The organism is Candidatus Saccharibacteria bacterium, assembly GCA_016700015.1.
In the GTDB taxonomy this organism is placed as follows: Bacteria; Patescibacteriota; Saccharimonadia; order Saccharimonadales; family Saccharimonadaceae; genus Saccharimonas.
In genome coordinates, this window is record CP064995.1 from 251,399 (window position 1) to 264,188 (window position 12,790).

Annotated in this window: 15 protein-coding genes; 12 read left to right on the forward strand and 3 right to left on the reverse strand. The window is 47.8% G+C overall.

Annotation, left to right across the window (positions count from 1 at the left end):
- Positions 1–54: 54 nt before the first annotated feature.
- The 3 genes from IPM09_01395 to IPM09_01405 all read left to right on the forward strand — a co-directional run bounded on the left by IPM09_01395 (position 55) and on the right by IPM09_01405 (position 2,969).
- Entirely contained in the window at positions 55–1,257 is a 1,203-nt protein-coding gene (locus tag IPM09_01395) for an FAD-dependent oxidoreductase (protein ID QQS22180.1), read from the forward strand.
- A gap of 78 nt (positions 1,258–1,335) precedes the next feature.
- Positions 1,336–2,019, forward strand: coding sequence for an FKBP-type peptidyl-prolyl cis-trans isomerase (locus IPM09_01400; protein QQS22181.1), 684 nt, complete (start codon positions 1,336–1,338; stop codon positions 2,017–2,019).
- An 8-nt stretch (positions 2,020–2,027) separates the two neighbouring features.
- A complete protein-coding gene (locus tag IPM09_01405; GenBank protein ID QQS22182.1) occupies positions 2,028–2,969 on the forward strand; it encodes an FAD-dependent oxidoreductase in 942 nt (313 codons plus the stop codon).
- Between the two features lie 6 nt (positions 2,970–2,975).
- On the opposite strand, the gene IPM09_01410 is transcribed toward IPM09_01405, so the two are convergent.
- Together IPM09_01410 and IPM09_01415 are read right to left on the reverse strand one after the other, a co-directional pair.
- A complete protein-coding gene (locus IPM09_01410; GenBank protein ID QQS22183.1) occupies positions 2,976–3,695 on the reverse strand; it encodes a glycerophosphodiester phosphodiesterase in 720 nt (239 codons plus the stop codon).
- Positions 3,696–3,759: 64 nt separating this feature from the next.
- Entirely contained in the window at positions 3,760–4,761 is a 1,002-nt protein-coding gene (locus IPM09_01415; protein QQS22184.1) for a hypothetical protein, read from the reverse strand.
- A 70-nt stretch (positions 4,762–4,831) separates the two neighbouring features.
- On the opposite strand from IPM09_01415, the gene IPM09_01420 reads away from it, so the two are divergent.
- Positions 4,832–5,359, forward strand: a complete 528-nt coding sequence (locus tag IPM09_01420) for an inorganic diphosphatase (protein QQS22185.1) — start codon at positions 4,832–4,834, stop codon at positions 5,357–5,359.
- A 16-nt stretch (positions 5,360–5,375) separates the two neighbouring features.
- Positions 5,376–5,861: a signal peptidase I gene (locus tag IPM09_01425; protein ID QQS22186.1), complete on the forward strand. Its 486-nt coding sequence runs from the start codon at positions 5,376–5,378 to the stop codon at positions 5,859–5,861.
- A 30-nt stretch (positions 5,862–5,891) separates the two neighbouring features.
- On the opposite strand, the gene IPM09_01430 is transcribed toward IPM09_01425, so the two are convergent.
- Positions 5,892–7,439 carry a bifunctional (p)ppGpp synthetase/guanosine-3',5'-bis(diphosphate) 3'-pyrophosphohydrolase gene (locus IPM09_01430; protein ID QQS22187.1) on the reverse strand — a complete coding sequence of 516 codons (1,548 nt, stop codon included), beginning with the start codon at positions 7,437–7,439 and terminating at the stop codon, positions 5,892–5,894.
- 126 nt (positions 7,440–7,565) lie between these two features.
- Here IPM09_01430 and gap point away from each other — a divergent pair, with 126 nt between their 5' ends.
- The 7 genes from gap (at position 7,566) to IPM09_01465 (ending at position 12,789) form a co-directional block, all read left to right on the forward strand.
- A complete protein-coding gene (gene gap / locus IPM09_01435) occupies positions 7,566–8,606 on the forward strand; it encodes a type I glyceraldehyde-3-phosphate dehydrogenase (protein ID QQS22188.1) in 1,041 nt (346 codons plus the stop codon).
- Entirely contained in the window at positions 8,590–9,339 is a 750-nt protein-coding gene (locus IPM09_01440) for a hypothetical protein (GenBank protein QQS22189.1), read from the forward strand. The genes gap and IPM09_01440 overlap by 17 nt, the downstream gene beginning before the upstream one ends.
- 50 nt (positions 9,340–9,389) lie before the next feature.
- Entirely contained in the window at positions 9,390–9,851 is a 462-nt protein-coding gene (locus tag IPM09_01445) for an RpiB/LacA/LacB family sugar-phosphate isomerase (GenBank protein ID QQS22190.1), read from the forward strand.
- On the forward strand, positions 9,851–10,225 hold the full coding sequence (locus IPM09_01450; GenBank protein QQS22191.1) for a hypothetical protein: 375 nt from the start codon (positions 9,851–9,853) through the stop codon (positions 10,223–10,225). Before IPM09_01445 ends, IPM09_01450 begins: the two co-directional genes overlap by 1 nt.
- 71 nt (positions 10,226–10,296) lie before the next feature.
- Complete coding sequence (locus IPM09_01455) at positions 10,297–10,941, forward strand: hypothetical protein (protein ID QQS22192.1); 645 nt, start codon at positions 10,297–10,299, stop codon at positions 10,939–10,941.
- Positions 10,942–10,990: 49 nt separating this feature from the next.
- Positions 10,991–11,851: a transketolase gene (locus IPM09_01460; GenBank protein ID QQS22193.1), complete on the forward strand. Its 861-nt coding sequence runs from the start codon at positions 10,991–10,993 to the stop codon at positions 11,849–11,851.
- Positions 11,852–11,871: 20 nt separating this feature from the next.
- Entirely contained in the window at positions 11,872–12,789 is a 918-nt protein-coding gene (locus IPM09_01465; GenBank protein QQS22194.1) for a hypothetical protein, read from the forward strand.
- Position 12,790 lies beyond the last annotated feature (1 nt).

Here is a 12,790-nt window from a genome sequence, read left to right on the forward strand (position 1 = left end):
TATGTTTGCTATTATACATGCTGTGATAAAAATAATAACTATACGAGAAAGCTAATGGCGGTCCAGGTTACGATTGTCGGTGGGGGTTTTGGTGGAGTAAAAGCCGCGCTGGAGATCGCAAAGGACTCGAAAAGTCATGTTACACTTATTACTGATAGAGCCGACTTTCAGTACTACCCTACGCTCTATAGCAGTGCCACTGGCCATAGTCATGCCGAAAGTTGGGCGCCGCTTGGTGAGATTTTTGCCGATCATCCCAATGTTCACGTCTATGTCGATGAGATACAATCGATTGATCCAACAACCAAGTCGGTGATTGGCGTGTCGGGAACTCGCTATGACTACAAAACGCTCATCATTGCCATAGGGGTTGTCACTACCTACTTCAATATCCCCGGGCTCGAAACCTACGCCTATGGGATAAAAAATGCCGATGAAATTCACCGTCTAAAACAGCGGCTATTTATTGATATCGCCGAGAAGGGTGAGCTTGACAAGAACTATGTCATCATTGGAGCCGGACCAACCGGTGTCGAGCTAGCGGGTGCGATCGGTGAATATATCCGCCGACTATGTGATAACTACAGGGTGCGAAACGATAAGGCTAAAGTACGGCTTATCGAAGCTGCACCACGTGTATTGCCGCGGTCACACAAGAAAGTTAGCCAGAATGTGGCTCGCAGGCTCAGGGGACTTGGCGTCCGTATCGAAACCAACAAGCGTGTCGAGAAAGCTAATGCCCACGAATTGATTGTAAGCGGAAGTCCTATCGAGAGCCACACCGTTATTTGGACATCTGGTGTCTGCAATCATCCACTATTTGCGCGTCATCCTGACATTTTTACACTAGCCAAAAATGGTCGGGTGCAAGTTGACGACAAATTACAAGCTTACGAAGCCATCTATGTTATTGGGGACAATGCCGCCACGCCATATACGGGACTTGCGCAAACTGCTATTCATGATGCGAGATTTGTAGCCCGTCATCTCATGCATCGTACCGCGAAGCGTAGCTACCGGGCCGTACAGCCAGTACAGGCCATCCCAGTTGGTGCGGGATGGGCGGTAATCGAGTGGCGCTGGATACGAATTTATGGGTGGCTTGGGGCATGGATACGTCGTGTCGCTGACCTAGTGGGCTATAGCGAGCTTTTGCCGCTCGGCACATCTCTAGGATCGTGGCGTGCCGCGAAAGTATATGAAAACGATTATTTTACTCCAACTTCACGCACGATTCCTCGTCGTAAAAAACAGTAACCTGAGCGACCAATTGCAGGCGTCAAACCCGTGTAATGTTTGCTATAATAGTGTTAAAAGCTAACGACAGAGGAATATATGGCGACAACGAAAACCCAGCGCTGGGGTATACTGGCAATCCTGATAGTGACTGTTATTGGTACGGTTGGTTCATTTGCGGTTATGATACTTGCCTCGGAAAATCAGGCGAACGATTCGGCAAAACAGCAACAAGCCTATGATGAGTATCAAAAACGCTCGCAGGAGTATCAACAGAAAGTGACAGCTCAGGCCGACGAACTTTCCGTACAGTACCATGAGACGTTTGCGCCATACGCTGATAATGTGATTGAGTTTGATAGTGCGAGTGTTACTAGCCTCACTACAAATGATATCGTCATCGGTGAAGGAGAAGAAATTAGCGGCTCAACACCGTTTGCTGCTTATTATGTTGGCTGGAATCCAAAAGGAAAAGTATTTGACAGTAGTATTGATACTGATAAGAGTAAACTGAAAGCTCCGCTGTTTGCTAATGTAAGTCTCGACAAGGGGCTCGACAATGCAACGCTAATCACCGGTTGGAAAGAGGGTATGAAGGGGATGCGTGTTGGTGGTATTCGTGAGATCACCATTCCATCCGACAAAGCCTATGGAGAGCAGGGGCAGGGTGACGATATTCCGCCAAACACACCACTTAAATTTATTGTCATGGCAATTTCTGCGCCCGCTGTGATAGAACAGCCGAGTATTCCGGCAGAGCTCTACCAAGGAATGACTAGATAGGGGGATATATGGATGAACACGCAATAAGAGATGTTATCATGGTGGGCGCCGGCCCCAGTGCACTAGCGGCGGCTATTTATACAACGCGTGAGAATATCGATACCGTTCTGTATGAAAAGGGCGTTGTCGGTGGATTAGCGGCTATCACTGATAAAGTTGACAACTATCCTGGCTTCGCCGATGGCGTTGAGGGTATGGTGCTCGCCGAACAGTTGCAAAAACAAGCAGAGCGGTTTGGTGCCCATATTGAATATGGTGATGTAACCGCGGTGCGCGACGAGGGTGATTATCGAGTGGTGACTGTGGATGGAAATGAGGTAAAGGCTCGTGCTGTACTTGTAGCAACAGGAAGCGATTACAATAAACTTGGTATTCCAGGTGAGGCGGAATACTATGGTCGCGGTGTCCACTACTGTGCCACTTGTGATGGCGCATTTTACCGCGACAAGCGGATTGTCGTAGTGGGTGGTGGCAATAGTGGTGTACAAGAAGCCATATTTCTGACACGGTTCGCAAATCACATCGACCTTTTGGTACGTAGTACGCTGAAAGCAAGTGATATTCTCCAGCGCGATTTGCAACAGTACATAGACGAAGGGCAGGTTACGGTTCATCTTCAGACGGTTCCGACTGAAATTGTGGCCGGTGATGATGGCAAGGTGCACAAGGTAAAAACTCTACAGAACAACGAACCAGTCGATATCGCCACAGACGGCGTATTCGTCTTTATTGGGCTTAAACCAAATACGCAATTTTTGGCCGGTAGTGGTGTCGAGCTCGACGAACATAATCTCGTAAAAACAGATGTTCACCTGGCGACGAATGTGCCCGGTGTCTATGCAAGTGGCGATGTCCGTAGTGGCGCAACCATGCAAGTGGCCAGTGCTGTGGGTGAAGGCGCAACCGCTGCACTTTCGATACGCGAATTTATCGATAGCTCGAAACAGTAAAGTAAATTAGCTTTCTTGTTTTATGGCGTCGCGAAACTTGTCGGGATAATTAGTGACGATGCCATTAACACCCTGTTTTTTCAAATGAGGAAGAGCAGAGGGCCGATCGACGGTATAAGCATAGATGAATAGTTTTGCACGCTTTGCAATCTCAATAGCAAAGGGGTTAAGGTAGAGTCGATGAAATCCGACTGCCGTTAGTCGCAGAAAGCGCTGGTAGGCTACAAAAAGAAAGGGGTTTTCATGATGCAACATCGCCAGATTCGCATGATCCGCCAGGCGGCGCACGCGCAGCAGTTCACTTCCGCGAAATGATGATATTAACACATTGTCCCAATCAGCAACTTTTTGAATGTAGGATTTTTTTAGCAGTTGTATGAGCAGTTCGCCGCTGCCCCTACTTTTTAGTTCGATATTCAGCAAAATGCGACCGAAATAGCGATCAAGAATAACATCTAATCGTGTAATTGGGGGATATTTTTCAGACAATGATTGAAGTTCCTGGTAGGTCGAGCGACTAATCAGCGATGCTTTGTGATGGGTGCGAATAGTGTGAAAGTCATGGACAACGACAAGAATATTGTCGCGGGTCAAACGGACATCAAATTCTAGTATATCTGCCCCCGCGTCAATACCAGCTTGAAACGCTTCAAGTGTATTTTCGGGAGCTAGCCCTGCTGCGCCCCTGTGCCCGATGATGAGCACACTGTTTGGTGGAGCTTCCATGATAAGCATAGTATAACAGCTGGCCTAGGACTATTGCTATTTAATGAACGCTAACGAATGCCTTTTATTGAATATGCGAACTGAGAAACGACTCAAGCTGTTTGATAATGGCTTTGTCACTTGTCTCGAGTGCAATTTCGCGGGTGCCCAAAAGCCCACCTACAAACATGAAGTTATGCGACCCAGTTAGGGCGACTTTGCGTTTGTCGGGCATTGTGAACAATATATATTTTGCATGCAGGTATTGCTCTTTCGTATACTGTGTTTCTTGACGTGTGGTTGTCATGCCAAAGCTGATAAGCAGACGATTGAACCAGCTAGCGCTGCGCCAATGATTGAAATATAACGTGGCATGCTTGCGTCGAAGGATACGCTGGAGCTTGCCTGTCGGACAATACTGAGATACAAGTGTAATGTCCGTCGCTTGTTGGGCCAAGCGACAGGCACGCTGGTATATTACTGAGTTTGCAACAATGCCGCCATCGATGAGTACTGTCGAAGTATCTGAAATGGCGATAGAATGGTTTTTGGTAGCATGCCCGGCGCGATCGGCTTTAAGCAGGCGAAGGTGCTGTAAGAATAATTGATCGGCAAAGTCACGGTTTTTGAACTGGAGCATAAAGTCGTTATTCATGAAGCTCTCTTCGTCGATATTTATTCCACCGAAACTGAGTACGGTATCATCGGCGATAAGCCACTTGGAGTGAGTGCGGCCGGCAAATCCAACATTGCTTTTGCTACCAAGCCAGTGGAAGTCGGCACCATGCTGTTTAAGCTCGTGTTCGATCTTGATGGCGCTAAGCGCGCGCAGGGGATGACGTTTGGGGGAGCGTAAAATAAATTCCTTCGGCTCTGTATAGGTGTATGCATCGGCACAGACAGTAACAATGACTTTTCGATCGGCTGCTCGGCAAAGTGCATCAATAATACGCCGACTGCTATTGCTGTCAGCTCGAAACGTTGTCGCAACAAGGGCTACGCGCGAGGTAGCACTGTCAATAGCTTTCACCGCGGCATCGGCAAAGTCACGAGCAATAATAAGTTTTGGTCGATGGAGTAGGGACATGGGCTTACATTAGTATATCGTACCGCTACAAAAGCTGATACACTTATTGGTAAGTAAGCGAAAGGAAACTATGCCTGATTTTAATATTGTATTAACGCCTGGCGCCACTGACAATGGTATGGTAAACACTGTTGTCGAAATACCTGAGGGCTCTCGGCTTAAGATTGAATGGGATCGTGACAGAGCGGCTTTTATGCTCGATCGTGTCGAGCCGCGCATTTTTGCAAAACCGTGTAACTATGGCTTCATTCCAGGAACACTTGACGAAGACGGCGATGAACTTGATACTTTGATTATCTGTCCTGAGCCATTACCGACTGGGGTATGGCTTGAGGCAAAGATACTAGGTGTTATGAAGTTTGAGGATGATGGTGAGGTTGATGACAAGATTGTGTGCGTACCTGCCGATAACCGAGATGATGGTGATGCTATACAATCGCTTGCTGATATCGGTCATCTTGTGAAGCAGTTTGAAAATCACTTTACACACTACAAAGATTTGAAAAAGCCTGGTAGTACAAAAGTACTAGGTTGGGGTGACGTTTCTGAAGCACAAGCTATTATCAAAGAATGTATAACGCGCTATAATAATCGCTAAGGGAGAGATTTAGTATATGGACGATAACTATACAATGTATGACACTGCTTACAGCACAACATCAACTACAGCTGCCGATCCGGCTGCGGCGGCAGCAATTATGGGGTTTATGGCGGTCTACACACTTGTTGTATTTGCAATCGCGGCAATAGGTATTGTGTCAATGTGGAAATTGTTTGAAAAGGCAAAGAAACCAGGATGGGCGGCACTAGTGCCTGTTTATAACATTGTTGTCTTGCTGGAAATTATTGGTCGTCCACTTTGGTGGGTTGCAATGATGTTGGTACCTATTGCGAATCTTGTGTTCGGAGTTATGATGTATATTGACCTTGCTAAATCATTTGGTAAGGATGCTGGCTATGGAGTGCTACTTATCCTCTTCTCGCCGGTTATGTTTCCGATATTTGCGTTTAGTAAGTCAACGCAGTATGTTGGTCCGGTTGGCCCAGAACGCCACAACACCACACCCCCAGCTACGCCACCAGCTCCTGTTACGCAATAATTACAGCTACCCATTGACGAAACCGGCCTATTACCGGTTTCGTTTTCGTTTATCAATCCGTTCTTTCGCTTTGCGCTGGATAATGGCGGCTGCATTGCTGAGCTGGCCCAAAAAACCACTTCTCCGTAGTTGCGCACGTAGCTTAAGGCGAGCGTGAGTAGTTACAACATACTGCACCCAATCAGGCTTTGGCCTGGCGCTACGGCTTGTAAGTATCTCCACGACATCACCATGAGAAAGTTGATGGCTAAATGGCTCCATTTTGCCATTAACCATAAATCCGCTGGCGCGTGCCGCCAGGTCACTATGCACTCGATAGGCGTAGTCTAGCGGGTAGGCGCCATGGGGTAGGTCATAAATATCGCCCTTGGGTGAGTATACAAATATCCGATCACCAAATAGGTCAACCCGCAGGTTCGCTTCGTCGAACTCCTTGCCCTCACTAACAAGTGCGGCTGCATTTTGTAGATCGCGAATCCAGTGGAGGTCGGCGGGTAGCTCAGCAATCGTCCCTTTTTTGTAGGCCTCGGTTAGTTTTTGCTCATTGTAGTGAAAACTCGCAGCCAATCCACGCTCCGCATAGTCGTGCATTTCATGAGTACGCACCTGAAACTCAACAGGCTGTCCTGATTTCGTGATAACAGTCGTGTGGAGTGACTGATAACCATTCGGTTTTGGAGTAGCGATATAGTCTTTGATACGCTCAAACATGGGAGTATAAAGACTGTGTAGTTCTCCAAGCACTAGATAGCAGGTGGCGACATCGTCAACGATAATACGCAGCGCCATGAGGTCGTAGATATCGTCAATATTGGGTATGCGTTTCATTTTTTTGTATAAGCTATAGACGCTTTTGACTCGCCCATCAATCTCATGAGCTATCTTTTCTGTTGTCAGGTGAGCGTCAACTTCGCGTTTCACGCTTTGTAGTTTATGTTCACTCTTCTTGAGTCGGCTATCCATCAACCGCTTCGTGTGTTCAAACTCGGTTGGTAGTAGGTAGCGAAAGCTGAGTTCTTCGAGCTGTACGCGCACTCGCCCCATGTTGAGACGGTCGGCTAGGGGCGCAAACACCTCAATTGTTTCGCGGGCGATTTTTGTTTGTTTGGCTGGACTTTTGTACTGGAGGGTTTGCATGTTGTGCAGGCGGTCTGCTAGCTTGATAATGATGACGCGGACATCTTGACCAACAGCAATCAGCAGTTTGGTGAGATTATCTTTGGTACCAGGCAAGTAACTTTCCAGGTCGCGCATACCAGACCGTGCGCGGCTTACTTTTGTAACGCCGTCGACGAGAAAGGCAACATCATGTCCAAAAAGATGTTCGATATGTTCGAGCGTGGCGACAGTATCTTCAACCGTATCATGGAGTATGCCGGCTACAATTGTATCGATATCCATCCCCCATTCAATGAGGGTCGCGGCGACAGCGAGTGGATGAGTGATATAGGCTTCGCCACTCTTACGGAGCTGCCCGCTATGTACCTCGGTGGCATAGTTGATCGCACGTTCGAGGACGACAAGCTGCTTGTCATCATAGTGACCTTTAGCTACGCGGAGCAGTTCCCTCATGTCCATAATCACAGTATAGCAAAGCATATACTATCAATAAAAACATCATGCTGTAAATGTCAATATATATCTGAAGCCGAAGATACGCTATACTGACAGGCATACAGGTAATGGTTAATACTGGAGTGGGCAATGACAAAAGTACGAATAGCAATCAATGGATTTGGACGGATCGGACGCAACGCATTTAAAATCGCATTTGGGCGCGATGACATAGAAGTTGTAGCCATAAATGACTTGACAGACACAAAAACTCTAGCACATCTTCTGAAGCACGACAGTAGCTATGGCACCTACGATAAAGCAGTCGGATTTGACGAGACGGGAATCATTGTGGACGGCCAGCATATTGCCGTGCTCGCCGAGAAGGAGCCCGTTGCACTGCCATGGCGTGATTATTCAATTGATGTTGTTATCGAAAGTACAGGGTTTTTTGTCGACCCAGCTAAAGCAAACGCTCATATCGACGCGGGTGCGCGCAAAGTAGTCATTAGTGCTCCAGCCAAGGGTGAAGGCGCTGACACAATTGTCCTTGGTGTAAACGAAGACATGATTGCAACCAGCACGCCAGTTATCAGTAACGCTAGTTGTACAACAAACTGCATTACACCAGTCATGGCCGTGCTCGAAAGCACATTTGGTATTGAGAAAGCCATGATGACGACAGTTCATAGCTATACGGCGAGCCAGCGGCTCCAGGATGCTCCCGCTAAGGATCTACGCGAAGCTCGAGCTGCTGCCGAAAATATAGTACCTACTACCACGGGCGCCAGTATTGCCGCCGCCAAGGCGCTGCCTGTGCTCGAAGGTAAGTTTGGTGGGCTTAGTGTTCGAGTTCCTACGCCTGTCGTTAGTATGAGCGACTTCGTGGTACTTTTGAAACGCGACACTACTACGGAAGAGGTGAACCAAGCATTCAAGGATGCTGCCGCCAAACCATTTTATCAAGGCATCCTTGACGTGACAGAGGAAGAGCTCGTTAGCACTGACTTTAAGGGCAACAGTCACTCATCAATTGTCGATTTACCACTCACCAATGTTGTGGGTGGAAATTTAGTGAAAGTGGTCGCTTGGTATGACAACGAGTGGGGCTATAGCAACCGACTCGTGGAGTTAGTGGCAGACGCGGGTAGGGCACTTGCGGCGCGGTCGGAGAATGATCAAACACAGTAGTCGGATACGCTACCTGCGCGCATTCACGCTTGTCGAGCTCATCATTATCGTATTTGTAATCGCGCTTTTGGCGACACTTGCTCTTGTTACGTATGGGGGTGTTCAAAAACGCTCAACCGACGCGGTAACACAGCGTACGGTAGCCGATGCACTAAAAAGTTTGCAGCTATATCATGTTGAAAAGCGGAGCTACCCTTCGAATCTGGCCGACACCGACTACCTGCCGCCTTTGACAATTGCAACCAAACTTTTCACCAATGCGCCGCAAATGCCTACCTATCAAAACCTCACAAGCGAGCAAAATGCTCAGCTATTTCTTAATTCCTGTAATGGCTATATGCCCATTATCAGTGGCGGGCAAACGTATAATACATCGTGTGTGTATAACGGCAACAACATCCATATAAAAGGCCAGGTCTCATCGAATATCGTGATCCATGGACCAACTATAGCGCAGGCTAGCTTTGTACTCCCGTGCGGTTCAGACTGCTCGATAGCTCAAGCCAATATCATCAACACTTTTATCGCTCAAGGCGGCTCATTCCCGATCAGCGTTCCCAAGTCTGGCAGCACACTGCCGAGTCCGGTAATGGTCAACACAGGAGTAGCCTCTCGGTTCTGCGTCGAAGGGCGGGCGGGACAATACACCGACGTGGTTTATCACTCCAATTCTGAAACCCAGCTCATCGAAGCAGGTTCTTGTGGCGCAGACCCTACTCTCCATTACCCCTGATCCATGATAGTCATTTGAAAAGATTTACCATAGCGCTTATACTAACTTCTATGAAGATTTTTATCGGTTCTGACCATGGCGGCTTTTATCTTAAGGAAAAAGTTGAAGCATATCTTACGAAGCGGGGTTTTAAGTGGGAGGATGTGGGTGACAAGATCCTCGATCCACAGGATGATTTCCCGCAGTTTGCACAAATGGCTGTGACAAAGGTGCTGGGAGAGGACGATGTGGACGATCCTAGAGCGATTTTGATATGTACTGGCGGGCAGGGTATGGCGATGGCTGCCAATCGCTTTCGTGGCATCCGGGCAGCGGTCATATGGGATAGTTTCGAAGCACGTGAATGCCGCAACGACAACAACAGTAACGTGCTGTGCTTGCCAGCAAGAGTAGTCGATGCCGAGGGCGATGATCTGGAGCTCTGGAAAGACATCATTGATACCTGGCTGGCGACACCGTTTGCAGGTGCAGCGCGTTATGTACGCCGAAATACGGCACTGGATGAGTTCTAATGCCATCATATCAACAACCGTACGAACCAAGTGCGTCAGTCGGTATCACTGGTGCGACCAGGATATGGGCTTTGCTTGTTGCTTGTGGTATGTTTTTTGCCAACGGATTCATCGCTTTTGCCGGACTCATTGGATTTGTCATGAACGATACTGGTAGTCCAGGGATGGCGATAGCAGCGATAGGTGTATTGGTAGTATCTCTGCTTGCGGGCATAGCTAATATCGCTCTCTTTATTCTCCAGGGAATCAAGGTTTCTATGCAGTCGCATACAATGCACCGAAGGTGGGTGGTGGGCCTGACAATCTTTGGCGGTGTTGTTATCTCGGTGCCATTTGGTTTTTACGTACTCAGTGTAGCAGAATCGGTTTTCTAAGTATGAATATGGATCAGATGTATTCATTTTTTATTCTCAGTCAAGCATAAGACAGTAAGATAGGAGGCGATATGCCAGTAATTGTACCAGCAATTCTCTGTGAGACAGAAGACGACTACAAGGCAACTGTTGAGCGGCTGCACTCTTTTGCGCAACGTGTCCACATAGACCTGACAGATGGTGAATTTGCCCCAACTTTTACAGTGGGAGTTAATCAAATATGGTGGCCACAGGAATGGACGGTTGACGTGCATGCTATGGTGGCTAGGCCAAGCCAGTATGTCGACGCGCTCATACAGCTAAAGCCGGCAACAGTAATATTTCATGCTGAAGCCAGTGAAGACCTGACTCCGATACTAGCAAAACTAAAGCAAGTGGGTATAAAAGCAGGCGTGGCGTTACTGAAGCCGACGGTACCGAGTATCGTGCAACCATATATCGAGGCTGCTGACCATGTGTTGGTATTTAGTGGCGATCTTGGGCACTATGGCGGTACCGCAAGCCTCATGCAACTTGAAAAAGTGCGACTGATTCGCAATATCCACCCTGAAGTTGAAGTCGGTTGGGACGGGGGTGCTAATGCTGAAAATGCCTTTAGCCTTGCCCAGGGTGGTGTCGATGTGATCAACTGTGGTGGAGCCATCAACAAGGCTCAAGATCCAGCAGTAGCATACAAGCAGCTTGTTGACGAAATCAACAAACACGCGGTGATTTAGTAATGGTCCTGCATGCAGATATAAAACGCTTATGCTACACTGGTAATATATGAATGGGCAGCTGACAACAATACAGATCGAACAAAAAGCCAATAGTATCAGAAAAGACATTGTGAAAATGCTCGAACACGCCGGTAGTGGGCACAGTGCAGGACCTTTAGGGTTGGCTGATCTTGTGGCGACGCTTTATTTTCATGTCATGAACTGCGATCCCAAGAACCCGGAGGATCCAGAGCGCGACATATTTTTCCTGTCCAATGGCCATTGTGTGCCAGTGCAGTATGCCACAATGGCAGAGGCGGGGTATTTTGACAAAGATGAACTGATGACGCTGCGCAAACTTGGTTCCAGGCTCCAGGGCCACCCAGAGCGCACAAAGCTACCCGGCCTAGAAAATACTAGCGGTCCACTAGGGTGTGGTATAGGGCAGGGTGCAGGGTATGCCTATGCATTGCAGTATCTCGATCATCAACCCCATCGCTGGGTATATGTGGTGACGGGTGACGGTGAGCTTGACGAGGGGAACAACTGGGAATCGATTATGTTTGCCGGTAAATACAAGTTGAGCCAGCTAATTGTATTTGTCGATCGCAATAACATACAGATTGATGGGCCAACCGAAAGCGTTATGCCGCTCGAAAATCTTCGAGCAAAATGGGAAGCATTTGGATGGCATGTTCAAGAGATCGATGGCCACAATATAGAGAGCATTATTGACGCGGTCGGTATGGCAAAAGCCATCGAAAATAGACCGAGCTGTATCATTACCCACACGATACCGGGCAAAAATGTTGATTTCATGGAGTACAATTACAAGTGGCACGGCATCCCGCCCAATAAGGATCAAGCCAAAGAAGCACTTCATGAACTACGTACGCTCGGCGGAAGAATCACGAGTGAACACCAGTAATTATCGTCTAAGGAGATATAATGAACAACGAAGACCCAGCAAATCAAGCATCAAATCAAGTCACACCTACGACCACTTCGGTTCAGGACGTGATGCAAGGGGCACAATACGTCGCGGCAGCCCCCTCTAGTATGAATGCGCCCACTGCCAATCCCGGTAAAACGCTGGGCATAGTTAGTATTGTAATGGGGGTATTGGGCATCTGGCTCGGTGGTCTACCTGTTGCAATTGTGTCGCTCATGAAGTCTCGCCGGGCAAAACAATCTGCAACATGGGGTATAGTCGGTGTAGTTGTGAATACACTTTCACTCATCCTCTCGATAATAGTTGCTGTCATGTTCTTTGCGGTCTTTGCAAATATGGATGATAATAAGGCAAAATCGGGTCAATCATCGACACAGACGAACGCAAAATCAACAGATACACCAAACGCTGAATTAGTGGATATCCCGCTGAGCCAGCAGTACAAAGTGACAGGCCAGTTAGGTAAGGCATACTGGGCGGCAGATATTCCCAAGGGTGATTGGGAAGCAGATATTCTTGACCAGGGCGGTAAAAATCATTTCATTCGCAAAGATAAAACAGCCGAGTTCACAACTTTCCAAGGCTATGACCCTTCGCTCAGTGGCGACAGCGATCTTAAGGCGACACGGGCAGGTATTGCTTCGCTTACACAGGGAGGAAAGTCGCTTGAGCTCGGCGATGAGAGTACCACTGCATTTATTGAAATGGGTCGCGGCAAGACAGTCGAGTTTGTAGTACAAGATTACACGTATAGCACGAATGATGGTCAAGTGATGAAAGCTCGTATGACGGGACGTGCATTTGACGGTGGTCAATACCTATATGCGTGGTATGTCTCGACGCCTGCAATGTTTAGCGAAAGTGACTGGCAGATGTTTGTGAATGGTTTATCTGTGAATGACGGAGCGATATAAA